General features: G+C 70.4%; 21 protein-coding genes. 7 read left to right on the plus strand and 14 right to left on the minus strand.

Translation table 11 applies throughout. The annotated features are described in order from the left end of the window. The 3 genes from ACH4LD_RS42385 to ACH4LD_RS42395 all read right to left on the minus strand — a co-directional run. Nucleotides 1–501: ABC transporter permease (locus tag ACH4LD_RS42385; protein WP_398059632.1), on the minus strand; the 501-nt coding region annotated here is incomplete at its 3' end. Further along, on the minus strand, nt 494–1,417 hold the full coding sequence (locus ACH4LD_RS42390; protein WP_398059634.1) for an ABC transporter permease: 924 nt from the start codon (nt 1,415–1,417) through the stop codon (nt 494–496). The genes ACH4LD_RS42385 and ACH4LD_RS42390, both read right to left, overlap by 8 nt. A gap of 6 nt (nt 1,418–1,423) precedes the next feature. Next, a complete protein-coding gene (locus ACH4LD_RS42395) occupies nt 1,424–3,064 on the minus strand; it encodes an ABC transporter substrate-binding protein (protein WP_398059636.1) in 1,641 nt (546 codons plus the stop codon). Between the two features lie 132 nt (nt 3,065–3,196). Here ACH4LD_RS42395 and ACH4LD_RS42400 point away from each other — a divergent pair, with 132 nt between their 5' ends. Together ACH4LD_RS42400 and ACH4LD_RS42405 are read left to right on the plus strand one after the other, a co-directional pair. Further along, nucleotides 3,197–4,120: a phosphatase PAP2 family protein gene (locus ACH4LD_RS42400; protein ID WP_398059638.1), complete on the plus strand. Its 924-nt coding sequence runs from the start codon at nt 3,197–3,199 to the stop codon at nt 4,118–4,120. Between the two features lie 68 nt (nt 4,121–4,188). Beyond that, nucleotides 4,189–4,881 carry a sensor histidine kinase gene (locus ACH4LD_RS42405; RefSeq protein ID WP_398059640.1) on the plus strand — a complete coding sequence of 231 codons (693 nt, stop codon included), beginning with the start codon at nt 4,189–4,191 and terminating at the stop codon, nt 4,879–4,881. Between the two features lie 87 nt (nt 4,882–4,968). Here ACH4LD_RS42405 and ACH4LD_RS42410 read toward each other — a convergent pair whose 3' ends face one another. Both ACH4LD_RS42410 and ACH4LD_RS42415 read right to left on the minus strand, forming a co-directional pair. Next, entirely contained in the window at nt 4,969–5,337 is a 369-nt protein-coding gene (locus ACH4LD_RS42410) for a YbjQ family protein (RefSeq protein ID WP_398059642.1), read from the minus strand. 92 nt (nt 5,338–5,429) lie between these two features. Beyond that, complete coding sequence (locus ACH4LD_RS42415) at nt 5,430–7,019, minus strand: FadD7 family fatty acid--CoA ligase (RefSeq protein ID WP_398059644.1); 1,590 nt, start codon at nt 7,017–7,019, stop codon at nt 5,430–5,432. A 127-nt stretch (nt 7,020–7,146) separates the two neighbouring features. Here ACH4LD_RS42415 and oxc point away from each other — a divergent pair, with 127 nt between their 5' ends. Together oxc and frc are read left to right on the plus strand one after the other, a co-directional pair. Next, nucleotides 7,147–8,853, plus strand: coding sequence for an oxalyl-CoA decarboxylase (gene oxc, locus ACH4LD_RS42420; protein ID WP_398059646.1), 1,707 nt, complete (start codon nt 7,147–7,149; stop codon nt 8,851–8,853). Nucleotides 8,854–8,899: 46 nt separating this feature from the next. Next, nucleotides 8,900–10,165 carry a formyl-CoA transferase gene (gene frc / locus ACH4LD_RS42425; protein WP_398059648.1) on the plus strand — a complete coding sequence of 422 codons (1,266 nt, stop codon included), beginning with the start codon at nt 8,900–8,902 and terminating at the stop codon, nt 10,163–10,165. An 81-nt stretch (nt 10,166–10,246) separates the two neighbouring features. On the opposite strand, the gene ACH4LD_RS42430 is transcribed toward frc, so the two are convergent. Further along, complete coding sequence (locus ACH4LD_RS42430; RefSeq protein ID WP_398059650.1) at nt 10,247–11,326, minus strand: alpha/beta hydrolase; 1,080 nt, start codon at nt 11,324–11,326, stop codon at nt 10,247–10,249. Nucleotides 11,327–11,668: 342 nt separating this feature from the next. On the opposite strand from ACH4LD_RS42430, the gene ACH4LD_RS42435 reads away from it, so the two are divergent. Further along, the gene (locus tag ACH4LD_RS42435) at nt 11,669–12,484 is read left to right on the plus strand and encodes a hypothetical protein (protein WP_398059652.1); all 816 of its coding nucleotides are present in this window, start codon (nt 11,669–11,671) and stop codon (nt 12,482–12,484) included. Nucleotides 12,485–12,566: 82 nt separating this feature from the next. On the opposite strand, the gene ACH4LD_RS42440 is transcribed toward ACH4LD_RS42435, so the two are convergent. After that, nucleotides 12,567–13,379, minus strand: a complete 813-nt coding sequence (locus tag ACH4LD_RS42440) for a family 1 encapsulin nanocompartment shell protein (RefSeq protein WP_398059654.1) — start codon at nt 13,377–13,379, stop codon at nt 12,567–12,569. After that, on the minus strand, nt 13,376–14,425 hold the full coding sequence (locus ACH4LD_RS42445) for a Dyp-type peroxidase (protein ID WP_398059656.1): 1,050 nt from the start codon (nt 14,423–14,425) through the stop codon (nt 13,376–13,378). The genes ACH4LD_RS42440 and ACH4LD_RS42445 overlap by 4 nt, the downstream gene beginning before the upstream one ends. 238 nt (nt 14,426–14,663) lie before the next feature. On the opposite strand from ACH4LD_RS42445, the gene ACH4LD_RS42450 reads away from it, so the two are divergent. Then, nucleotides 14,664–15,566: a TIGR03619 family F420-dependent LLM class oxidoreductase gene (locus ACH4LD_RS42450; protein WP_398059658.1), complete on the plus strand. Its 903-nt coding sequence runs from the start codon at nt 14,664–14,666 to the stop codon at nt 15,564–15,566. Between the two features lie 167 nt (nt 15,567–15,733). Beyond that, entirely contained in the window at nt 15,734–16,642 is a 909-nt protein-coding gene (locus ACH4LD_RS42455) for a helix-turn-helix transcriptional regulator (RefSeq protein ID WP_398059660.1), read from the plus strand. Nucleotides 16,643–16,672: 30 nt separating this feature from the next. Here ACH4LD_RS42455 and ACH4LD_RS42460 read toward each other — a convergent pair whose 3' ends face one another. Genes ACH4LD_RS42460 through ACH4LD_RS42485 form a run of 6 tightly spaced genes read right to left on the minus strand, consistent with a single transcriptional unit; the run spans nt 16,673 to nt 24,947 of the window. Next, nucleotides 16,673–18,559: a Na+/H+ antiporter NhaA gene (locus tag ACH4LD_RS42460; protein WP_398059662.1), complete on the minus strand. Its 1,887-nt coding sequence runs from the start codon at nt 18,557–18,559 to the stop codon at nt 16,673–16,675. Then, on the minus strand, nt 18,556–19,572 hold the full coding sequence (locus ACH4LD_RS42465; protein WP_398059664.1) for a cytochrome d ubiquinol oxidase subunit II: 1,017 nt from the start codon (nt 19,570–19,572) through the stop codon (nt 18,556–18,558). The genes ACH4LD_RS42460 and ACH4LD_RS42465 overlap by 4 nt, the downstream gene beginning before the upstream one ends. 1 nt (nt 19,573) lies before the next feature. Beyond that, a complete protein-coding gene (locus ACH4LD_RS42470) occupies nt 19,574–21,001 on the minus strand; it encodes a cytochrome ubiquinol oxidase subunit I (protein WP_132792009.1) in 1,428 nt (475 codons plus the stop codon). A gap of 6 nt (nt 21,002–21,007) precedes the next feature. Continuing rightward, nucleotides 21,008–23,356, minus strand: coding sequence for an FdhF/YdeP family oxidoreductase (locus ACH4LD_RS42475; protein ID WP_398059667.1), 2,349 nt, complete (start codon nt 23,354–23,356; stop codon nt 21,008–21,010). Nucleotides 23,357–23,406: 50 nt separating this feature from the next. Beyond that, nucleotides 23,407–24,117, minus strand: a complete 711-nt coding sequence (locus ACH4LD_RS42480) for a YoaK family protein (RefSeq protein WP_398059669.1) — start codon at nt 24,115–24,117, stop codon at nt 23,407–23,409. Continuing rightward, entirely contained in the window at nt 24,114–24,947 is an 834-nt protein-coding gene (locus ACH4LD_RS42485) for an alpha/beta fold hydrolase (protein WP_398059671.1), read from the minus strand. The genes ACH4LD_RS42480 and ACH4LD_RS42485 overlap by 4 nt, the downstream gene beginning before the upstream one ends. Nucleotides 24,948–24,965: the final 18 nt, after the last annotated feature.

Consider the following 24,965-nt stretch of genomic DNA (forward strand, 5'->3'; position numbering starts at 1 on the left):
CGGGATGGCGAAGAAGATGTCCGTGATCCGGGACAGGACGGAGTCCCACAGGCCCCCGAAGTAGCCGGCCAGCCCGCCCAGCACCGACCCGAACACCGACACCCCCAGCGTGGCCAGCACCCCCACCGTGACCGACGTACGGGCCCCGTACACCGTGCGGGTGTAGACGTCACAGCCCTGGCCGTCGTAACCGAAGGGATGCCCCGGAGCCGAGCCGTCCTGCGCCTTGGCCAGGTCGCACTTCAGCGGGTTGCCCGAAGCGATCGCCGACGGCCAGATCGAGATGAACACCAGGAAGAGGATGACCAGCGCGGAGACGACGAAGACCGGGTTACGGCGCAGGTCCCGCCAGGCGTCCGACCACAAGGAGCGGGGTGCGCCGCCTCCAGGCCCTCCGACGGCCCTCTCCAGGCCCGCGGCCTCGTCGGCCGCGAGGTCCATCGAGCCGCCCATGCCGGTTCCGGCGATCGCGCCCGTGGGCTCATGCGGCTGTTCAGGCATAGCGGATCCTCGGGTCGAGTACGGCGTACAGGAGGTCTACGAGAAGGTTGGCGAGCAGGAACACGAGGACGAGGACAGTCACGAAGCCGACGACCGTCTGGGTGTTCTGGCGCAGGATGCCCTGGTAGAGCTGGTAGCCGACGCCGTGGATGTTGAAGATCCGCTCGGTGACGATCGCCCCGCCCATCAGCGCCCCGACATCGGTCCCGATGAACGTGACCACGGGGATGAGCGAGTTGCGCAGCAGGTGCCGCACGATGACCCGGCGCCGGGGCAGGCCCTTGGCGATCGCCGTACGGACGTAGTCCGCGCGCCTGTTCTCCGCGATGGAGGTCCGCGTCAGCCGCGTGACGTAGGCCAGGGAGACCGAGGCCAGGACCAGGCCCGGCACGATCAGCTCGCCGAAAGGCGCCTCCGGTGACACGGACGGCTCGATCCAGGCCCACTTCACGCCGAGCAGCAGTTGGAGCAGCAGACCGGTGACGAAGGTGGGGACGGAGATGACGACGAGCGTGACCAGCAGGACGACGGTGTCGACGGGGCGTCCTCGCCGCATACCGGTGACGACGCCCAGCGTGACGCCGATCACGATCTCGAAGAGGATCGCCACGACGGTCAGCCGGATGGTGACCGGGAAGGCCGAACCCATCAGCTCGGTGACCTTCTGCCCGTTGAACGCCGTGCCGAAGTCGCCGGTGAACAGGTGCCCCATGTAGGTGAGGTACTGCTGCCAGACCGGCTTGTCCAAGCCGAACTCCCGCTTCAGCTGCGCCGCCGTCGCCGGGTCGCACGCCCGCTCCCCGCACAGACCCGCGACGGGATCACCCATCACATTGACCATGAGGAAGATCAGCAGGGTGGACCCGACGAACACCGGGATCATCTGGATCAGTCGCCGCACGACGTAACGGCCCATGGCGGCTCAGCTCACCTTGATCTCATCGTAGACGGGCACGCTGAACGGGTTGAGCGCCACATGCGACAGGCGGCTCGACCAGCCGGCGCTGCCGTTCTGGTACCACAGCGGGATGGCGGCCATGTTGTTCCGGACGACCTCCTCGGCCTGCTGGAACAGCTTCACGGACTTGGCCTGGTCGGTCTCGGCGTTCGCCTCGTTCACGAGCTTGTCGAACTTCTCGTTCGACCACTGGCCGTCGTTGGAGGAGGCGTTCGTGTAGTACAGCGGCTGGAGGAAGTCCTGGATGAGCGGGTAGTCCATCTGCCAGCCCGCGCGGAACGGTCCGGTCATCTTGTGCTGCCCGATCTGGTTGCGGAAGTCGGCGAAGGTGCCGACCGGGTTGCCGACGCACGCCTTGTCGTTGCCGAGGGCGTTGTTGATGGAGTTGCACACGGCGTCCACCCACTCCTTGTGCGAGCCCGTGTCCGCGTTGTACGTGATCTTCAGCTGGCCGCCGGGGATACCGCCGCCCTCCCGGACGAGCTTCTTGGCCTCGGTGGGGTTGTACTCACAGGCCTTGCCGCACAGGCCCGCCTTGTACCCGCCGGCCGCGCCGAGGACGGGCGAGGTCCAGTCGGTGGCCGGGGTGCGGGTCTTGTCGAAGATCGTCTCGGTGATCTGCTCGCGGTTGATCGCCATGGACAGACCCGTACGGACCTTCACGGCGCCCGGTGTGTTCCACACCTTGTCGTAGAAGGGGAACGCGATCGTCTGGATGATGCCGGCCGGGGTGTTCAGGTAACGGCCGCCCAGGTCCTTGCCGACGTTCTTCAGCTGGGCGGCGGGCACGTCGTCCACGAGGTCGAGGTTCCCGGCCAACAGGTCGGTGTAGGCGGTGTTGTTGTCGGTGTAGACCTTCAGGTCCACGCCACCGTTCTGCGCCTTGTCCGGGCCCGGGTAGTCCTTCCACTTCCGCAGGGACATCTGCGAGCCCTTGGTGTACGACTGGATGGTGTACGGCCCGTTGCCGACCGGTTTCTTCAGCCAGGCCGCGTGGTCCGTGAAGAACATCCGCGGCAGCGGGTCGAAGGCCGCGTAGCCGAGGGTGTCCGGGAAACCGGAGAACTTCTGGCTCAGCTTCACCGTGAAGGTGTGGTCGTCCACCACCTTCAGCCCGGAGAGGGTGTCGGCGGTCTGCTTGCCGCTCTCGGGGTGGACCTTGTCGTAGCCGTCGATGTAGCCGAAGAAGTAGGCGTTCTTCTGGTTGTTCTTGAGGCTGGCCCCGTAGTTCCAGGCGTCCACGAAGGAGCGGGCGGTCACCTTCTCCCCGTTGGAGAAGGTCCAGCCGGGCTTGATCCTGATGGTGAAGTTCCGGGCGTCCTTGGTCTCGATGGACCGGGCGAGCCAGTTCTCCGCCACGCCGGTCTTCGGGTCGTACCTCTTCAGGCCCCGGAAGATCATGTCGAGGACCTTGCCGCCCTGCACCTCGTTGGTGTTGGCCGGCTCCAGCGGGTTCTGCGGGTCGCCCCAGGAGGAGCTGAGTACGGCGTCGCCGCCACCGTCGCTGCTGCCGCCGCCGCTTCCCCCGCCCCCGGAGCACGCGCTGAGCGCTAGGGCCATGGCGGCCGCGCAGGCGGGCCAGGTGGCGTAGGTGACTGCACGCATGAGATGCCTCCTTGAAGTGCGCTGTGCCGTAGCCGGGGGCACGAACCCTCGAAAGGTAGACATCGAGACATCGCCGACACATCACATGTTCAAGTGAGAAAGACATAAGGGCGCAGCCCTTAACATCAGGGCGTGAGCCCCTATGGGAAAGACGACAAGCCCTTCGGCGCGCGTGTTCGCGGGCGACTGGAGTCCGCCGCGGCGGCCGCCGCGGCGCTGCTGGCCGGCGTCTACACGGCGTTCGTGCGGACGGCGACCGGACAGCGCTGGGAGAACGCGGTCCTGGCGGGGCGGCGCGAGGACGAGACCCTGGCCGCCGCCCGGTCCGCGAACCGCATGCTGGATCACATCACCCTGTCCTCGCTCGGCGTGGCGGTGGCGGTGCTGGTCCTGATCGGGCTGGCTCGGCGCCGCTTCGTCCTGACGGTGGTCGCCGTGGGTACGGTCGGCGTCTCCCTGGTGCTCGCCGAGGTGCTGAAGCGGTTCGTGCTGCGCCGGCCGGATCTCGTGGACGCCCCGGAGCGCCTGCTGGGCAACAGCTTCCCGAGCGGGCACACCACCATCGCGATGAGCGTGCTGTTCGGGCTCACCCTGGTGGTTCCCCACCGGTTGCGGGGCGTCGCCGTCGGCGTCTGCGCGCTGTGGGCGACCTTCGTCGGCGCCTACACGGTGGCGGCGGGCTGGCACCGGCCCAGCGACACCATCGGGGCCGACCTGCTCGTGCTGGCCGTCGCCTGCGCGCTCACCGCGCTCCTGGCTCGGAGCGGACGGGTGCGTCCCGTCGCGGACCGCCCGCATCCGATGCGCGCGTTGTTCGTGATCGCCCCGCTGTGCGGTGTGGCGCTGGCCGGGCTCGGCAGCGGCGGGCTGTTGCTCGTGGAGTCGATGTTCCGGCTTCCTCCCGGGGATCCGGCGGTGCCGCGCCTGGCCTACGCGGGCGGGCACGCGCTGGCCGCGGGGGCCAGCGCGGCGGTCACCCTCGTGCTGCTCGCCCTGCTGCACCGGGTAGATCTGGACCGGCCTCGGGAAGCTGTCGATACATGGGTCAGCTCATAAACGTGGCTTATGAGGTCATACAGCGGAGGCTGCTGCCGCCGTCGGCCGACCAGTGCCAAGGTGACGTCATGACGGCTTCAGTACAGTCGAGCGCCGGGAACGTGACACAGGGCCAGGGTGTCAGACGGAAGGACGCGGACGCCTCGACGCCCCCCGCCGCCGACGCCGCGGCACAGCGACGCCGGCGAGCCGCGCGTGTGTTGCGGGACGGGGCCCAGGAACGGCTGGTGTCCCTCCTGCTCGGTCTGCGGATGGCTCGCGAGCAGCTGGGCGAGTCGCCCTCGCCGGTCACCGCCGAACTCCTCGACGGCGCGGTCCGGGACGCCGAGGCGGCGCTCGCCCAGGTCCGACAGGTGGCAGCGGGGCTGTGTCCGCAAGTGCTCGAGTTGCGGGGACTGGTCCCGGCCGTCACCGCGCTTGCGGCGGCGAGCCCGGTTCCCGTGACCGTCCGCTCCGGTCGGATCCGGCTGCCGCAGGCGGTGGAGACCCATGTGTACCTCCTGGTCGCGGAGGCGCTGGCCCACGCGGTGGACGACTCCGGCGCGGGCCGGGCCGAGGTGGAGCTGACACACATCGGCTCCGGGCTCGTGGTGAGCGTGACCAGTGACGCGTGCCCGCCGTGCGGAGCCGGTGCCGAAGCCCGAGTGGGCGTCATGACGGAGTGCGTGACCCTGCTGAAGGGCACGCTGACGGTGACGTGTTCCTCGGCCGCGGGCACCACCGTCCGTGCCGTGCTGCCGGTACCGGCCGGGGCGGTGTGACACCACGACGGTGGTTCACCCTGATGGTGACCTGGAGGCGGCCTCGTAGCGCGCCCCCAGGTCACGCTGCCCGTGACGCCGTGGCCCTCAGGCCGCCGGGGCGATGACCGCGGCGGTGCCGTAGGCGCAGATCTCGGTGCCCGAGTCCTGAGCCGCCGTCACGTCGTACCGCACGGCGAGTACCGCGTTGGCGCCCCGGGCGCGGGCGGCCTCGACCAGGCGGTCCATGGCCTCGGTGCGGGCCTGCACCAGCGTCTTGGTCAGCCCTCGCAGCTCGCCGCCGATCACGGCCTTCAGCCCCGCGCCGATCTGTGCGCCAAGGTGCCGGGTGCGCACGGTCAGGCCGAACACCTCGCCGATCACCTGCTTCACGTCGTGGCCCGGGACGTCGTTGGTCGTGACGACCAGAACGCCGGCTTCCTGCGACGATCCGCCGGTGTAGTCCTCAATGGACATGGATATGCCTTCCAACAGAGAGTCATGTTTGCGTGGCCATGCCACCGCAACAGAGCGACACATTACATGAGTTGACACTCAGCACTGATTCATCAGTGCCCGTACAGGTCGGCAACCGCACCCCTGTCCAGTGCCCCCTTCGCCGTGTGCGGCAGGGACGCCACGATGGCGAGACGCTCCGGCACCTCGTAGGGAGCCAGTTGGTCGCGGCAGTGGGCGAGGAGATCCCGCTCGGTGGCGGTGCCGCCGCGGGCGAGCACGACCGCGGCGCCGACGCGCTGGCCGTAGGTGGGGTCGGGGACGGCGAAGACGGCGGCCTCGGTGACCTCGGGGGCGGCGGCGAGGACCTCCTCCACGTGTTCCGGGGAGATCTTCTCCCCGCCCCGATTGATCAGGTTCTTGATCCGGCCGGTCAGGAACAGCCGGCCCGCGGTGTCCTGGAAGCCCAGGTCACCGGTGCGGAACCAGCCGTCGTGGAAGGCGGCGGCGGTCTCGGCCGGCTCGGCGAGGTACCCCCGCGCGACCGCGGGTCCGTGCACCCAGACCTCGCCCTCGGCGCCCGGCGCGCACGGTCGTCGGCCGGCGTCGAGCACGCGGATCTCCCCGGCGGTCGCCCGGCCGACGGAACCGGCCGTGCGGTCGCGGGGCACGGAGAGCGGTTCGCTCGCCGCCTGGTGGGTCGTCTCGGTCATCCCGTAGGCGGACAGGACCGGTGCGTCGAGCAGGCGTTCCAGGGCGCGTGCGGTGGCCGGGGGCAGCGGCGCGCTGCAACTGCGGGCGAACCGGAGGGGAAGGGCCAGGGGGCCGGGGTACTCCTCGGGCGCTCGCTGGAGCAGGATCTGGTGGATGGTGGGCACGGCCGTGTACCAGGTGGCGGACACCGCGCTCATGTCGTCCCAGAAGGTGTGGGCGGTGAACCGGCCGCGTCCGGGCAGCAGCAGGCAGCCACCGGTGGTGAGCGTGGCCAGCAGCCCGGCGAGCAGGCCGTGTCCGTGGAAGAACGGCATCGCCGCCACCGTGGCGTCCGCCGGAGTGAGTTCGTACGTCGTCGTGATGCCGTGCAGGGACGCGGCCACGTTGGCGTGGCTCACGGGGACGATCTTGGGCCGGCCCGTGGTGCCCGCCGTGAACAGGGCGAGGGCGTCGTCGTCGGTGAGCCGGTCGGCGGCGCCATGATCGGCGCCGTCCGCCGGGGTGCCCGCGTCCAGCGCGATGCCGTACCGCCCGCCGCCGGGCCGGCGCACCGTCAGCGGCCAGTGCGGCGGGCCGCCGTCCGTCCGCGCGGGCGGGGACACCGGCGGGCCGGTGAGCACCGCCTGGGCGCCGAGCGCCGTGTACCGGTGCCGTCGTTCCGTTTCCGGCAGGGCCGGGTCGACGGGGGCGAGGACCAGACCGGCGCGGGCCGCGCCCAGCAGGGCGACGACGAACTCCAGGTTGTCGGCGCTCACCAGGCCGACCGGGCGGTGCGGGTGCAACCCGGCGTCCAGCAGCCGCTGGGCCAGTTCGTCGGCCAGGGTGGCGAGGGTCCGGTACGAGACCGTCTCGCCGCCCCCGCCGAGGACGAGTGCCGGGGCGTCCGGCCGGTCCCTGACCTGGGCGTCGATCACGTCGTGCAGACCGGTGATCTCTGGCGCCCGGTAGCCGCCGGTGGGACCGTGGTGCGGAGTGATGGCCAGAGGCATGTCGTCTCCCCCTCGATGTATGTCCGAAAAGAGCTGCTCGATGTCACTCACATAGAGTGCGCCCATTCATAACTGATGTCAGCATGAGTGAGACATGTGCTGAATACAAGGAAGCGGGACTGACATCATGAGCAGCACTGAGTTGACCGACGGTGCACACCTCGTGGTGGACGCGCTCAAACTCAATGGCGTCGACACCATGTACGGCCTCGTCGGCATCCCCGTCACCGACCTGGCGCGGCTCGCCCAGGCCTCCGGCATCCGGTTCATCGGCTTCCGGCACGAGAGCAGCGCGGGCCGGGCGGCGGCAGCGGCCGGCTTCCTCACCGGCCGGCCCGGCGTGTCGCTGACCGTGTCCGCGCCCGGGTTCCTGAACGGGCTGGTCGCCCTGGCGGAGGCGACGACCAACTGCTTCCCGATGGTGCAGATCTCCGGCTCCAGCGAGCGGCACATCGTGGACCTCAAGCAGGGTGACTACGAGGAACTGGACCAACTGGCCGCCGCCAGGCCCTTCGTGAAGGCCGCCTACCGCGTCGGCCGGGCCGAGGACATCGGCCGTGGTGTGGCGCGGGCGCTGCGTACGGCGGTGTCGGGCCGGCCCGGCGGGGTCTACCTCGACATCCCGGCCGCCGTACTCGGCGAGACCGTGGACGCGGACCGGGGCGCGGCCTCGCTGTGGCGGCTGGTGGACCCGGCGCCCCGGCAGCTGCCCGCCCCGGAGGCGGTGGACCGCGCGATCGAGCTGCTCGCGGGCGCCGAACGGCCCCTGGTGATCCTCGGCAAGGGCGCCGCGTACGCCCGTGCGGACGAGGTGATCCGCGAGTTCGTCGACTCCACCGGACTGCCGTTCCTGCCGATGTCCATGGCCAAGGGACTGATCCCGGACGACCATCCGCAGTCCGTGGCCGCGGCCCGCTCGCTGGCGCTGAAGCGGGCCGACGTGGTGCTGCTCGTCGGGGCGCGCCTGAACTGGCTGCTGGGCCACGGCGAGCCGCCGCAGTGGAACCCGGACGCCAAGTTCCTCCAGATCGACATCGAGCCCACCGAACTGGACAGCAACCAGCCCATCGCCGGACCACTGGTCGGCGACATCGGTTCCGTGGTCGGCGCGCTGGTGGAGCGACTGGAGCCCGGGAAGATCGCGGTCTCCGAGGCGTGGCGGGCCGAACTCGCCGAGCGCATCGGACAGAACGCCGCGAAGATGGCGGAACGGCTGGCCGCCGACCCCCACCCCATGCAGTTCTACGGCGCCCTGCGGGCGGTCCGCGACGTGCTGCGCGCCCACCCGCACGCCTGTCTCGTCAACGAGGGCGCCAACGCGCTGGACTTCGCGCGCAACGTCATCGACATGCAGGTGCCCCGGCACCGTCTGGACAGCGGCACCTGGGGCGTGATGGGCGTCGGCATGGGCTACGCCATCGCCGCCGCCGTGGAGACGGGCCGGCCGGTCGTCGCGGTGGAGGGCGACAGTGCCTTCGGCTTCAGCGGCATGGAGCTGGAGACCATCTGCCGGTACGGCCTTCCGGTGGTCGTCGTGATCCTCAACAACGGCGGCGTCTACCGCGGCGACGGGGTCAACCCCGCCTCCGCCGACCCCTCCCCCACCACCCTGACGCTCGCGGCCCGGCACGAGAAGCTCATCGAGGCCTTCGGCGGGCGCGGCTACCACGTGGAGTCCCCCGCGGAGCTGGCCTCAACGCTCACCGAGGCGTTGGCGTCCGGGCGGCCCTCGCTCATCGACTGCCGGATCGATCCCACGGCGGGCACGGAGAGCGGCCACCTCACCAACCTCAACCCCACCGTGGCGGTGCGGCCGTCCACCGCCGGTCACTGATCGTTCCCCGCTCGGTCCCCGAACCCCGAAAAGGAGATGTACGACCATGTCACAGCTGCCCCTCACCGGCATCAAGGTGATCGACTTCACCGGTGTCCAGGCGGGCCCGGCCTGCACCCAGATGATGGCCTGGTTCGGCGCCGACGTGCTGAAGGTCGAGCGCGTCAACGGCGGTGACGTCACCCGTCACCAGCTGCGCGACATACCGGACGTCGACGCCCTGTACTTCACGATGCTGAACAGCAACAAGCGCTCCCTGGCCATCGACACCAAGACGCCCGAGGGCGAGGCGGTCATGGAGAAGCTGATCCGGGACGCCGACGTCCTGGTGGAGAACATGGCCCCCGGTGCCCTGGACCGGATGGGCCTGAGCTGGGAGCACTGCCAGGAGCTGAACCCCCGGCTGATCTTCGGCTCCGTCAAGGGGTTCAACGACGACTCGCCGTGGTCCGACCTCAAGGTGTACGAGAACGTCGCCCAGTGCGCGGGCGGCGCCGCGTCCACGACCGGTTTCTGGGACGGTCCCCCGACCGTCAGCGCCGCCGCGCTGGGCGACAGCAACAGCGGGATGCACCTGTTGATCGGCATCCTCACCGCGCTGCTGGACCGTGAGCGCACCGGGCGGGGCCAGCGCGTGGCGGTGTCCATGCAGGACGCGGTGCTCAACCTCTGCCGGGTCAAGCTGCGCGACCAGCAGCGCCTGGAGCGCGTGGGCTACCTGGAGGAGTACCCGCAGTACCCGAACGGGACGTTCACCGACGTCGTCCCGCGCGGCGGCAACGCCGGCGGCGGCGGCCAGCCCGGCTGGGTGCTCAAGTGCAAGGGCTGGGAGGAGGACCCCAACGCCTACATCTACTTCACCGTCCAGGAGCAGGACTGGGGGCCGACCTGCCAGGCGCTGGGCAAGCCGGAGTGGATCGACGACCCGGCGTACAACACGGCTGAGGCACGGCAGCCGCACATCTTCGACATCTTCGCCGAGATCGAGCGGTGGCTCGCCGACAAGACGAAGTACGAGGCCGTGGACATCCTGCGCCGGTACGGCGTGCCGTGCGCGCCGGTGCTGAGCATGAAGGAGATCGCGTACGATCCGGCGCTGCGCAGCAGCGGCAGCGTCGTGGAGGTCGAACACAAGGAGCGCGGCACGTATCTCACGGTCGGCAGCCCCATCAAGTTCACCGGGTTCACACCGACCATCACCGCCTCTCCCCTGCTGGGCGAGCACACGGACGAAGTGCTGGCCTCGCTGGGCTACGACGCGGAGCAGATCGCCGCGCTGCACGAGAAGAAGGTCGTCGTCTCCCACGACTGACACGGCCCCGCACACGGCGGAACGACGGCGCTCCCGGGGTTCTTCCCGGGAGCGCCGTGGCGTGTCAGGGGGCCGTGCGTGTCACTTGGTGCCGTGCAGACCCTGGTAGAGGTAGCCGTTGGCCTGGGTGATCGCGGCCTTGGCGGCGTTGGTGTCGGCCAGCGCGTTGAGCATGAGGAAGTCGTGGATCATGCCCTGGTAGCGCACGGACGTCACGTCGTTGCCCGCGGCCCGGAGCTTGTTGGCGTACGCCTCGCCCTCGTCGCGCAGCACGTCGGCCTGCTCGGTGATGACCAGCGTCTTGGGCAGGCCCTTGAGCTGGTTGAGGCTGGCCCGCAACGGGGAGGCGTAGACGCTCTTGCGGTCCTTGGCGTGGGGGGCGTAGGCGTCCCAGAACCACTCCATCCCCTTGCGGGTCAGCCAGTAGCCGTTGGCGAACTCGCGGTAGCTGGGGGTGTTGAAGTTCGCGTCCGTCACCGGGTAGAAGAGCACCTGCTCACGCAGGGCCGGTCCGCGCCGCTCCTTCGCCATGAGGGCCACGACGGTGGCCATGTTGCCTCCGACCGAGTCGCCGGCGACGGCGATGCGCGAGCTGTCGACATTGATGTCACGGCCGTGCTCGGCGACCCACTTGGTGGCGGCGTATGCCTGCTCGATGGCGACGGGGAAGCGGGCCTCGGGCGACGGCGTGTAGTCCACGAAGACGACGGCGGCGTGCGCACCGTTGGCGATCTGGCGGGTCAGTCGGTCATGGGTCTCCTCGTCTCCCAGCACCCAGCCGCCGCCGTGGAAGTACATGACGGCGGGCAGCTTGCCGATGACCCCCTTGGGCCGCACGATCCGCACCCTCACCTTGCCGGTCGGGCCGACGGGCAGGTCGCGGTGGGAGATGTCGGCGGGCAGCAGCCCCTTGGGGTCGGCCTGGAGCTGGTCGAGTGCCTTGCGGGCACCGGCGTAGCCGAGCGTGTACACGGGCGGCTGCTTGGCCGCCTGGTCGGCGAAGACCTGGGCGTCGTGCTCCAGGACCACGTCGGTCGGCTTGTGGACGGTGTCGCTGACGCTCGCGCTGGCACCGGAGTTGGCTTCGAAGAGAAGGCCGAATGCGAGCGGCAGGGCGGCGGCCACCGCGACGGTCCGGGCCAGACGACTGCGTGCGGACATGAGAACGCGTCTCCTCATACGGGACGAAGGAAAGGGGGGAGGTGCGGAAGATCACGGGGCGTCGAGCGCCGTGCCGTGACCGCCAAGTGTGCTGACCCGATGCCGACGCTTGCTGTCAGGACACCCGGAGACCGTGGGTGGCACCCTCCCCACAGTCGCCGTGGGGAGAACCCCACATGTGAAGTCCCTTGCCCCGTAGTGCACTTGCCGGTGATGGGTGAATCACTTGATCGAGCGATGTCATGACGGCCCGGCGTTGTCAGCATGGGCGTCACATGACCGTGAAAGCGCCGCATGTCCCGCGGCCCCGGACAGGGGAGAGGACCACAGGAGATGACCAGGATGACCAGGCCACGCCGGGGACGCGTCGGTTACGTCGCCGCCCTCGCCATCGGCGCCTCGCTGTTCGCGGCGGCCTGTGCCGGGGCGGGGCAGGAGCGGCAGAGCGCCGGGAGCGGCCAGCAGGGCCGGCCGGTGGGCTCCGCCGCGCCGGTCGTGAGCCTCACCTCGCGGCAGGCGCGGCACGCGCTGCTCACGGAGGCGTACCTGGGGTCCCAGTGGACCGAGGTGGAGGACTCCGGCGACCGGCGTGACGGTCTGCTGCGCGGCACGGTGAACACGCAGGACTGGCTCACCCACACGGAGGACGCCGCCGTCTGCCAGCAGCTACTGGACCGGTTGGGCGGCGACCGGATCATCGGCGCCCCGCTCTCCGGCACACAGGCCGTGGCCGTCTTCGACGCCGACAACGGCAACCGGATGCGCTATGAGGTGGGCACCTACCGCGCCGTCGAACTCCGGGCCGCACGAGCGTGGTTCGGCACCCTGACGCAGAAGTGCGGTGTCTTCACCGCCACCCGGACCGACGGCAGCACGGAAGACGTGCGGGTCACGTCCCTGCCGGTGCCGGAGGGGGACGGCACGCGGCAGGCGCTGTCGGTCGTCGCGAAGGGGACGACGGAGGGCGTGCCGTTCACCCTGTCGCTCGACGTGGCACTCGTGACGTCCGGCGACAGCGCGGTCACCCTGGTCAACGGCGGCCTCGCCGACGCCTCCCACCTCACCACCGGGCTCGCGGTGCGGCTGGGGGCGCCGCGACTGACCACGGTGCTGGCCGGCGGGACTCCCCCGCCGCAACCCGCGGGCCTGCTCGACTGACCGCCTGACGCGCGGGTGCCCGGGTGGACGGCCGTCCACCCGGGCACCCGCGCGTCCGCGCGTCTTGGGCCGGGACCGCGTATCAGGCTCCCGCCTGGGCCGGCGACAGGGCCACCACGGCCTCGCTCGTGTACGCCAGGAAGGTCAGGGTCTCCTCGAAGTACAGCGTGACGCTGGTCGCGTCGTGCGAGAGATAACCGATGGACACGTCCTGTCCGAGCCGGAGTTCGAAGTCACCGCCGCGCGTGGAGAGCAGGAAGGCACCGTCGATGGCGGGCGCCCAGACGATGTCGCCGTCGAGGAGCCGGGCGAGGTGCTTGATGACCGGGTAGCCGTGGTCGGAGGTCTCGCTGACTGCCGTGTACGCCTCGGCGCTCAGCGCCAGCGTGTAGGCGCCGTCCACGCCGGCCAGCCGCAGGGCCGTCACCGCCTGACTGATGGCGTCCGGGTAGTCCCGCACGTCGGCGGGGAGGGTCAGCGCAGGATTGGAGGAGCTTGCCCGCAGTCCGGCGATCCCGGCCGCCGGATAGCCCTCGAACACGGCCCGGTCCTCGGCGAACGCCAGCCGCCGGGCCGCGTCCTTCACCGGCTGCCAGTCGGCGTCCTTGGCGCCCCGGGCGACGTCGTCCACCTGCCGGCGGTCCACGGTGAACGGCACGCGCAGTTCGACCAGCGGCTGGAAGCGGCGGGTGTGCGCGATGACCCCGTCCGCGGGGGTGTCGACGGCGTCCAGATGACCGGTGCCGACTCCGGCGAGGGTGGCGCCGCCCGGTTCGGGGACGTCGACGATACGGCGGGCCGCGACATGGCGCTTGAAGGTGCGGCGGGCCTCCTCCTCCAGGTCGGCCCACGCGGCATCGGAGATGGGCGCGAGTTCACGGTGCAGATTGTTCATCGGGAATGGCTCCGCTTCATGCTGCCGATCCCGAGGGAGGACCCGGAGGATCGGACCTGGCTGTCGGTCGGTGTGACGACGGTGGCGGGCCCGGCCGCCGGTGGCTCGGGCAGGTCTTCGAGGAAGTCCGCAGTGGGCGTGAAGAACAGCGACCCGGTGACCGGGGTGGAGAAGTCCAGGATCCGGTCGTGGGACGCGGTCGGCGTGCCGAGGAACATCCGCTCCAGCATCGTCTCCGTCACCTCGGGGGTCCGGGCGTAGCCGATGAAGTAGGTGCCGAACTCCCCCCGGCCCGCCGCGCCGAAGGGCATGTTGTCGCGCAGGATCTCGCGCTCGGTGCCGTCCGGGTCGGTGATGGTGGTGAGGGCGACGTGCGAGTCGGCCGGCTTGACGTCGTCGGCGAGTTCCACGTCGGACAGTTTGCGCCGGCCGATCACCCGCTCCTGCGTCTCCACGGGCAGGGACTCCCAGGCGTCGAGGTCGTGCAGGTACTTCTGCACGACGACGTAGCTGCCGCCCGCGAACGGCGGGTCCTCCTCGCCGATGAGGACGGCCGCGCGCGCCGCGGGACCCGTCGGGTTCTCCGTGCCGTCCACGAAGCCGAGCAGGTCGCGTTCGTCGAAGTACTTGAAGCCCTGCACCTCGTCCTGGACCGTGACCGCGCCGCGCAGCCGGCTCATGATCTCCGTGGCGAGGGCGAAGCACAGGTCCAGCCGTGCGGCCCGGATGTGGAAGAGCAGGTCGCCGGGGGTGGCCACGGCCCGGTGCACCGGCCCTCTCAGCTCCCGGAAGGGGTGCAGCAGAGCCGGGCGCGGCCCGGTGAACAGGCGGTCCCAGGCGTGCGAGCCGATACTGGTGACACAGCTGAGCCGGCCCTCGGGCTGGGCGCGGAAGCCCACGGCCCTCTCCAGGGAGCCGACGTCGGACAGCAGCTCACGGACCGTGGTCTCGCCACCGCTGTCGATGGTGACGACGAGGAAGATCGCCGCGTTGGTGAGGGGGGACAGAACCATCTGGGGTACTGGTTCGGGAGCGTCGGGGGCCATGATTCTTACCCTTCCCAGCCAAGTCGGCGACAGGCGCGTGCGCGGAGCAGCCACTCTAGGGCGAACCCGCCGCGTTCGCGACAGATACAACTGACACCGACAAGGCATATAACATCAGCATCTACTGACATCAAGCATGTGCGAGTCACGAGGATCACGTGTTTTGGATGTTGACTGGGCCGCTGTCCAACACGTTGTAGGCTGTTTCCAGCTATCAGCTCACTCTGCGAAGGCAGTCATGCGTATTGGGTTCGCACTCCCCCAGTTCCACCGCCAGGCGTTCGAGGTCGCCCGGGTCGCGGAGTTCGCGCGGGAGGTGGAGCGGGCCGGGGCCGCCAGCCTCTGGGTCGGGGACCGCAATCTGGCCGCGGTGCGGCCCCGCATCGGTTACGGCGGGCAGGGCACCACCATTCCGCCGGAGCTGAACCCCGCCGCCGACCCGTTCGTGCTCCTCGGAGTGGCCGCCGCGGCGACCGAACGCGTGCTCCTGGGTTCCCATGTGCTCATCGCGCCACTCTATCCGCCGGTGCAGCTGGCTCGGGCGCTGACCACCATCGATCTGATCAGCGGCGGACGGCTGCTGGCCGGCTTCGGCATCGGCTGGTCGCCGGAGGAGTACGAGGCCGCGGGCCGGGACTTCAGCCGGCGCGGGGCCCTGCTGGACGAACTGCTCGACGCGCTGCAGACCATATGGGCCGAGGATCCCGCCGAGTACTCCGGGTCGCTGCTGTCGGTGCCCCGGCACCACGCGCCGCTCAAGCCGGCCCGGCTGCCGCGTCCCCCGGTGTTCCTCGGGGCGCTCTCCGAGCGGGCACTGCGCCGGGTGGCGCGGCGCGCGGACGGGTGGCTGCCGCTGTGCGTGGTCCCGGACTATGTCGACGTCAACGGTCTGACCGCCCAGCGCGCACTGCTCGACGAGTGGGCACGGTCCGCAGGGCGGGAGCCTGGTGACATCGACACCGTGCTGCGCGTCAACGTCTCCACGGGCGCGGGCGTGCGCGCGGTGGCGGAGGCGATCCGTACCGTGCACGACGCGACGGGCGTCGAGCACTTCATGGTGGACACGATGTACGAGGCGGAGACGGTGGAGGATTCCCTCTCGTACTCGCGTGAGCTGCTCGCGTTGCTGCCTGCCCAGTAAAAAGCACGCAATTTCCTCGCGGCTCCCATCAAGATTTCCGTTCGTTATTCAAGAGGGCGATTCGTGCGCGGAGCAGGCATTTGAAGGGCCTGGGTATACGCGGCACGTACACCTACATCAGGTGATGTGACGGTTGTTGTGTCAAGCCAGCAAGTAACCTTAGTCAAATGCAAAGCGTGAACCCGCTGGGTGAGTTCATACGAGCTCGCCGAGCTGCCACTTCGCCCAAACAAGTGGGTCTGCCGGACGAGGGGCCCCGCCGCACCGCGGGGCTACGGCGTCATGAGGTGGCCATGCTGGCCGGCGTGAGCGAGGGCTATTACGCGCGCTTGGAGCAAGGACGGGAGAGACACCCTTCCGATCAGGTTCTCAACGCGCTGACCCGGGTCTTCGGGCTCGACACGGAGGCGGCCGAGCACCTGCACAAGCTGGCACGGCAGGGGCTGCGCAAGCGCGGTGGCACCTCTCCTCCGGCCGACGACCGCGCGGCAGCCCACCTGGTACGGCTGATCGACTCCTGGAGCACGCCGACCGTGATCCTCGGGCCCCGGTTCGACATCCTGGCCGACAACGACGCGGCGAAGGCCCTGCTGTGTGTCATGGGCACCGAAACCAACCTTCTCCGCTTCGTCTTCCTGGACCCGGCGGCCCGGCGGTTCTACCGGGACTGGGAGGAGATCGCCAGGACATGTGTGGCGGGCCTGCGCACGGCGGCCTCCCTGAACGCGGAGGACCGGGCCCTGCACGCCCTGGTCGGTCAACTGTCGACGCACAGCGAGGAGTTCACCCAGCTGTGGGCCAAGTACGACGTCCGGACCAAGACCCACCAGACCCAGCGGCTGCTGCATCCGAGGGCCGGCGAGCTGACGCTGACGTACCAGACGTTCACCGTCAACGGCTCCCACGGCCACCAGCTCGGCACCTACCAGGCCGATCCCGGTTCGCCGAGCGAAGTCGCGCTGAACCGCCTCGTCCACGCCGCCGGCTGCCCGGACCGGACGGGCGAGGGGACCGGGGACCAGGCGGGCGAGGAGACCCCGGAGCCGGAAGGCGTCCAGAGCCCCGGCGAGCGCTGAGACGCCGTCGCACGAGGTGCGCGGTCGTCCTCAGGCGGCCCGCCCGCGGCCGGACGCCTCGGCTCTGGCCCGCCTCACCCTGGCCCGGTCCAGGGCGGCGCCGACGGCCCTGGAGAACGTGTCCGCGTCGTAGGCGCCATGGAGCCGCCGCCCGTTGACGAAGAAGGTCGGCGTGCCCGCCACACCGCTCAGGTCGGCCGACCCCACGTCCTCGGCCACCCGGGCGGCACCCTCGTGGCGCAGCAGCGAGTGCTCGAAGCGCTCGGCGTCCAGTCCGGCACGTACCGCGTACTCCCGCAGATCGGGCAGGCGCAACGTGCCCTGATGGGACAGCAGCAGATCGTGCATCTCCCAGTAGCGCCCCGCCTGCCCGGCCACCTCGGCCGCCTCGGCGGCGAGCTGGGCGTGCGGGTGGATGTCGGTCAGCGGCAGGTGCCGCCACACGTACCGCACCCCTTCCACCTCCTGGAGCAGGCGGTTGATCACGCGTTCCGCCCGCCCGCAGTAGGGGCAGTCGTAGTCGCCGTACTCGACCACCGTCACCAGGGCGTCCCGCGGCCCCCTGATGTGGTCGCGGTCGGGGTCGACCGGCACCTGGAGGTCGGTGATCGTCTCCGCGCGTCCGATGAGGTACTTCATGCGCCGGCTACGCGGGAGGAGGGAGATTCCGGCCGTGATCGCCCAGGTGAGGAGGAAGGAGCAGGGAATGCTGCACAGGATGCCCGTCTTGGCCGCCACGAGCCGGGGGCCGTGGAAGGCGAGCGTGGCGATGAGCAGGGACACGGTGAAACCGACGGCCGCCAGTCCGCCGCCGGCGCCGAGCGCGGCCCAGCCCACCAGGGTGCGGACACGGCCTCGGCTCAGCCGGGTCACCAGGAAGGTACCCAGCAGGATGCCCGCGGGCTTGCCCAGGACGTAGCCGAGCAGGATGCCCCAGGTGACGGGCGAGGTGAATGCCTCTTCCAGCTGTCGGACGCCGAGCGGCACGCCGGCGTTGGCGAGGGCGAACAAGGGGACGATGACGAAGCTGGTCCAGGGGTGGAACAGTCTCTGGAGTCTGTCGTTGGGCGAGACGGCGGAGGCGATGCCCAGACGCAGCGAGCGCTCCAGCTCCGGGGTGGGCTGCTCCCGGAAGCTGCGGTACAGCTCGGTCGCCCTGGTGAGGTCGGAGCGGTCGGCCGGGTGAGCGTAGGTCAGCAGCCCCAGCACCAGTCCGATCACCACCGGGTCGACGCCGGAGTACAGGAAGGCGGTCCAGGCCACGGCCGCCAGGGCCAGGTAGACCGCTCCGCGCCGGACGCCGCGACCGCGTACCACGAGGATCACGGCGAGCACGAGCACTCCCGTCAGCAGCGCGGGCACCGAAACGGACACGCTGTAGGCGACGGCGATGACGGCGAGAGAGAGGAAGTCGTCGACGATGGCGATCGTCAGCACGAAGACGCGCAGTCGCGGCGGCATACGGGTGCCCAGGGTGCCGAGGATGCCGAGGGCGAAGGCGGTGTCCGTCGACATGGCGGCGCCCCAGCCATGGGCCGCGTCGTCGCCGGCGGTGACCGCGAGGTAGACGCCGGCCGACAACAGCATCCCGCACACGCCGGCGGCGAGGGGCAGGATCAGCCGGGTGCGTTCCCGCAGTTCCCCGATGTCGAACTCGCGGCGGGCCTCAAGACCCACGACGAAGAAGAAGAACGTCATCAGGCCGCTGTCGACCCAGCCGCGCACGGTCAGCAGCATGCCCTGTCCGCCGACACGCACCGACACCGCCGTGTTCCAGAACTCCTCGTACCCGTGCGGGTCGGTATTGGCCCAGGCCAGGGCCGTGGCGACAGCGAGCAGCAGGACCGAGGCACCGGCCGTCTCGGTGCGCAGGAACTCGCGCAGCGAGGTGGTCTCGGCCCGCGTTCCGCCGCTCACGGGGACTCGTGCGAGGCGGCCCCGTCCGCGACGTCGACCCGTCCCATCACCCGGAACAACAGGGCCAGGGACGGCAGGATGAGGACGCCCGCGGCGCAGGCGACGCCGACGAGCACCGCGAGGGTGGCGCGCGGTGCCGCCGCGTCCTGGACCGGCAGGTGGGTGCCGAGGAGGTAGGGGTACTGGGAGACGCCCCAGCCGCTGACGATGAGGGCGACGGCCGCCGCCGCGGTCTCGCGCAGGCCGCGGGTCCGCTCGGCGCGCAGCAGGGCCAGGCCCAGCAGACCGCACAGCGCCGCGAGCAGGGCGAGCGGCAGCGCGCGGTGGCTGAGCTGGTGGAACAGGCGGGGGGCGTCCGCCCGCAGGACGAAGATCCCCGCGATGCTGACGGCACCGGTGACGGCACCGGCCGCGAGGGCGCGGTCGCGGAAGTACCGGAACAGGTGCGGGTCCCCGTGCCGCCTGGCGGCCACCGTCAGGTAGGTGGCCGCCAGGTAGGCGCAGGCCAGCACGGCGAGCACGCCGCCGAGGGCGCTGGTCGGGTTCAGCCAGCTCGTGACGGGGTCCCCGTCGCCCCGGGTGGGCACGCGCCCGGAGGCCAGGGCGCCCGCGATGGAACCGAAGCAGTAGGGCGTCAGCACCGAGGAGAACGCGAACGCGGCGCCGTACACGCGCTGTTCGGGTGTGCGGATCGAGGCCTTGCGGAAGGCGAAGCCGGCGCCGCGCAGCACGATGCCGAGCGCGGCGATGCCCAGCGGGAGGTACAGGGTGGACGTCATCGCGGCGAGCGCGGCCGGGAAGCCGCTCCACAGCATGACCAGGCAGTAGATCAACCAGGTGTGGTTCGCCTCCCAGACGGGTGCGAGGGAGTCGTCGATCAGGTGGCGCGGTTCCCGGCCGCGCCCGGCCCCGCCCGCGATCAGGTCCCAGAACCCCGCGCCGAAGTCGGCGCCGGCCAGGACGGAGTAGGCGATGACACCGATGAAGAGGAACGCCGCGACCAGGTCGGCCATGTCAGGACGCCTTTCCCGTGGTGGTCCCGGCGGGGTGCTCGGGGCCGTAGGGCACGGACACGGCCTCGTCGCCCTGCTGCCGCCAGCGCCGGGTCATGGACCGCAGCACCCACAGGGCGGCGGCGCCTACGGCCAGGTAGATCAGGAGGACGGCACCGAAGAAGGGCCACAGGTCGCCCCGGGTCGCCACCGCGTCCCGGGTCAGCAGGTGGCCGACGACGATCCAGGGCTGGCGGCCGACCTCGGTGACCACCCAGCCGCTCTCCAGACAGAGGATCGCCACGATCCCGCACAGGGAAGCCGCCCGCAGGAACCAGCGGTTGGTCGCGAGCGTGTTCCGGCGGCGCCACCACAGCCAGGCGAACCAGAGGGCGACGGCGAGCATGAGGAAGGACGTGCCGACCATGAAGTCGAACGCCCAGTGGACGATGTTCGCCTGCGCGTCGGTCGGCCGGACGTCGGCCGGGACGGCCTCCAGTCCCTTGATGGTGGTCGAGGGCTTGAAGCCGGCCAGCAGGGAGGCCATGTCGGGGATCTTGATGCCGTAGCGCACCTTCCCGTCGACCAGTACGCCGCCCAGTGTCTCGGGCACGTGGTCACCGGTGGCGGGCAGCAGTTCGATCGAGGCGAACTTCGCCGGTTCGTCGTCGAAGACCTGCCGGGCGATGGTGTCGCCGACGATGATCTGTACCGGCAGCGCGCAGGCCGCGACGACGAAACCGGTCAGGAAGCCCACCCGGTGGTAGCGGTCGCGCCGGCCGCGCAGCATGCCGACCGCGTAGACGCCGCCCACGACGAAGCCGGCGATGATGTACGCCGCGATCAGCATGTGCCAGAACTCCAGCCAGAAGGCGTCGTTGAAGAACACCTCGGCGGGCCGGACGGCGACCACCTTGCCGTGCTCGACGGTGATGCCGCCGGGCTGGTTCATCCAGGCGTTGGCGGCGACGACCGAGGCGGTTCCGCCGACGCCGGCCAGGGAGACGGGCACCCCGGTCCAGAAGTGGGCCCAGGGCGGCATGCGGTCCCAGCCGTAGATGTAGAGGGCCACGAAGATGGCTTCGAGGAAGAAGAACAGGCCCTCGATCGCGAAGGGGAAGCCGAAGGCGGAGCCGTAGTCGCCCATCAGCCGGGGCCACAGGATGCCCAGTTCGAAGGAGAGGACGGTCCCGGTGATGGCGCCGACCGCGAACAGCACGGCGGCCACCTTCGACCAGCGGCGGGCGAGCAGCAGCGCCTCGGCGTCACCCTTGCGCAGCCCTCGCCAGTGCGCGATCAGCATGAGGGTGGTCAGGGCGACGCCGAACGGCACGAGGATGATGTGGAACCCGAGGGTGAACGCCATCTGCTCCCGGGCGGGCAGCAGTTGCGCGGGCTCCGCGGCGGCGGCCAGGGCGGGCAGGTGGGTGAACGCGCCGGCTGTCGTCATGACCGGTCAGTCCTCCACGCTGGGCGCGACCCGCACCTTGATGTTCTTCATCAGGGGCTGGTTGCTCTGCTTGCTGTAGTCGCTCGCGGCGATCAGGACGTTCATCTCCGGCATGTACCCGGCGGCGCAGCCCCTGGGCATGCTGTACTCGATCGCCGTGTACCGCTTGAGGTGCCGCGTACTGCCGTCCCGGGCGGTGGCGGTGATGTCGACGAGGCTGTCGGGCTTGATGCCGCGGGCGCGCATGTCGTCGCCGTTCATGAGGATGAGGGTGCGCAGGTTGCTGATGCCTCGGTAGCGGTCGTTGTCGGAGTAGATCGTGGTGTTCCACTGGTCGTGGCTGCGCATGGTCTGGAGGATGAGCACGTCGTCCCGCGGCGGGGCCTCGGGCAGCGGCGCGGCGGAGAACTCGGCGCGGCCGGAGGGGGTGAGGAAGACCAGTTCCCGGGCGGGCTGCTTGATGCGGAAGCCGAGCGGGAGCCGCACCCTGCGGTTGAAGTCCTCGAAGCCGTCCAGGACCTTCGCCATGGTGTCGCGGATGCGGTCGTAGTCCTCGACGTACGACTCCCAGGGCGTGCCGCTCTCCGGCAGGGTGGCGCGCGCCATGCCGGCGATGATGGCCGGCTCGGACAGCAGGTGCGGGGAGGCGGGCTTCTTCATGCCGACCGACAGGTGCACCATGCTCATCGAGTCCTCCACGGAGACGGACTGCAGGCCCCGCCGCTGGTGGTCCTTCTCGGTGCGGCCGAGGCAGGGCAGGATCAGCGCCTTCCTGCCGTGCACCAGGTGGCTGCGGTTGAGCTTGGTGCTGACGTGCACGGTGAGTTCGCAGTTCCGCAGGCCCTCGGAGGTGTACGCGGTGTCCGGCGCGGCGAGCACGAAGTTGCCGCCCATGCCGACGAAGACCTTCACCCGGCCCTGGTTCATGGCCTCGATGGTGTCGACGGTGTCCATGCCGTGCTCGCGCGGCGGGTCGATGCGGCACACGTCGGCGAGCCGGTCGAGGAACTGCGGCTGGGGCCGGTGGTCGATGCCGCAGGTGCGGTTGCCCTGGACGTTGCTGTGCCCGCGCACCGGGGAGGGGCCCGCGCCCTCCCGGCCGAGGTTGCCGCGCAGCAGCAGGACGTTGACGATCTCGCGGACGGTGTCGACGCCGTGCTCGTGCTGGGTGAGGCCGAGGCACCAGCTGATCAGGGTGCGGTCGGAGCGGGAGTAGATCTTGGCGGCCTTGAGGATGTCGGCCCGGGTGAGGCCGGACTGCTCCTCCAGTTCCTCCCATGAGGTGGCCTCGCACAGCTCGCGGTAGGCCTCGAAGCCGTGGGTGTGGCGCTCGATGAACTCCTTGTCGAGCGCCTTGGGGTCGCTGCGGCTCTCCTCCAGCACCGCCTTGGCGATGCCCCGCAGCAGGGCCATGTCGCCGCCCGCGCGGACCTGGAGGTTGAGGGTGCTGGTGCGGGTGGCCTTGAACAGGGCCATGTCCGTGAACTCGTGCGGCACGATCGTGCTGGTGGCCGCCGCCTCGACCAGCGGGTTCACATGGACGATCTGGGCGCCCCGCCGGTAGGCCTCGGCGAGCGCGGTGAGCATGCGGGGGGCGTTGGAGGCCGCGTTGACACCCATGACGAAGAGGGCGTCGGCGGTCTCCCAGTCCTTGAGGTCGGCGGTCCCCTTGCCGGTGCCGAGGGACGCCGTCAGGGCCCGGCCGGAGGCCTCGTGGCACATGTTGGAGCAGTCGGGCAGGTTGTTGGTGCCGAACTCGCGGGCCATGAGCTGGTAGAGGAAGGTCGCCTCGTTGCTCAGCCGGCCCGAGGTGTAGAAGGCGGCCTCGTCGGGGCTGTCCAGGGCGCGCAGTTCACGGCCGATGAGGGCGAAGGCGTCCTGCCAGGTGATCGGGACGTACCGGTCGCTCGTCCCGTCGTAGACGAGGGGCTCGGTCAGCCGGCCCTGGTCCTCCAGCGCGAAGTCGGACCACTCGGACAGCTCGGCGACGGTGTGCCGGGCGAAGAAGTCGGCGCCGACCCGCTTGGACGTCATCTCCCACGTGACGTGCTTGATGCCGTTCTCGCAGATGTCGAGCTTGAGGCCCTTGGTGTCGTCGGGCCAGGCGCAGCCCGGACAGTCGAAGCCGCCGTTCTCGTGGTTCATCTTGAGGATGGCCCGTGGCCCGTCGAACAGCGCCCGCTCCTTGATCAGCACCCGGCTCACGCTCTTGGCGGCGCCCCAGCCGGCCGCCGGGTGGTGGTAGGAGCGGTGGGACGGACGCTTGTCGTCGGCCGGGCCGTCGCCACCGGTGGCCGAGCGGCCGACCGCGCCGTCCTGCGGGTTCGGCGTCGGGTCAACATCGGATGCGGTCATGTCGTGCGCTCTCTCTGTCGAAAAGGGCCGTGACTCGGAAGACGGGGGACTCAGCGGGCTCGGATCCTCAGCGGGACGGCGTCCGGGTGGGACGGCGCCCGTACCCAGGTCGCCGCCAGCGCCGCGGTGACGAGCAGGGCCGGCACGAGCGGGGCTCCGAAGCGCAGCCAGCGGTAGGCCGCGCCGTCGACGGCCGCGCCGGCGATCAGCGAGGCCACGATGGCGACGCTGCGGGTCTGGAGGCGTCCGCGGGTGGCGAACGCCGTGACGGTCGAGGTGAGCAGGCCGGTCAGGTAGGCGGTGGTGATCTCGCTGCCGGCGGTGACCCGGACGCTGCCGTTCTGGCAGCCCATGGCGACGGCCGTGAGGAACAGCAGCAGGGTGCGGGCCGCGCCGTGCGGTGCCATGTGCCAGCCCAGCCAGCCGCAGACCACCAGCCACAGCAGCAGGGCCTCCAGGAGCAGGCCGCCCCGGATGCCCGCGCCGCGGAACCTGCCCCGGCCGGCCGCCACCAGGCCGCCGGCCGCCGCTCCGACGACATAGCCGAGCAGGGCCACGGCGACGAGGCGGGCGGCGGCCAGGTGGGCGTTGCCCAGGTGGAGGCCGAGGAGCGCGGAGTTCGCCGTGACGACGCTGGTGAAGACGCCGCCGAGGGCGAGGAACCCGAAGGCGTTCGCCGCTCCGGCCGCGAGGGTGAGCAGGTGCCGGGTGGCTCCGCTGCGCCCGGGCCACGGGGACCGGTCTGGGCTCGGTGCGGTCACTTGGCGAGGAAGTCCAGCAGGGCGGTGTTGACTTCCTCCGGGTGGGTCCACGCGATGTTGTGCGGACCGCCCTCGACCGTCACGAACGTCAGGTCCTCGATCAGCCCCGGCAGCCGCTTCGCCGTGTTCTCGTACGGCAGGATCCGGTCCGCGTCACCATGCACCAGCAACGTCGGCACATCGATCTTCGGCAGATCCTCACGGAAATCCGTCAGCCACGTGTCCACACACGCATACGCCGCCCACGCCGACGCCGCCACCGCCACATTGAAACTGTTCTGCCACGCCTGGTCGCTGATCCGCGTCCCCGCGTACATGTCCACGTTGTAGAAATTGTCGAGGAAGTCCTTGAAATACGCCGGCCGGTCCTTCAGCACCGCCGCCTTGATCCCCTCGAACACCGACGCGTCCACACCCTCCGGGTTGTCCTCCGTCTTCAGCAGGAACGGCGGGATCGCACCCAGCAGCGCCGCCTTCGCCACCCGCTCCGACCCGTACCGGCCCAGATACCGGGTCACCTCACCCGTCCCCATCGAGAACCCCACCAGCGCGACGTCCCGCAGATCCAGGTGGTCCAGCAGCACCTTCAGATCCGCCGCGAACGTGTCGTAGTCGTACCCCACCACCGGCTGACTCGACCGGCCGAACCCACGCCGGTCATACGTGATCACCCGGTACCCCGCCTCCAGCAGCACCCGCTCCTGCTTCTCCCACGAATGCCCGTTCAGCGGATACCCATGGATCAGCACCACCGGACGACCACTGCCGTGATCCTCGTAGTACAGCTCGATCGACTCGGAGTTCTCCCGGCCCACCGTCACAAAACCCATGACACACACCCTTCGTCG

It is taken from the genome of Streptomyces sp. NPDC017676 (genome assembly GCF_044329325.1).
Lineage (GTDB): Bacteria > Actinomycetota > Actinomycetes > Streptomycetales > Streptomycetaceae > Streptomyces.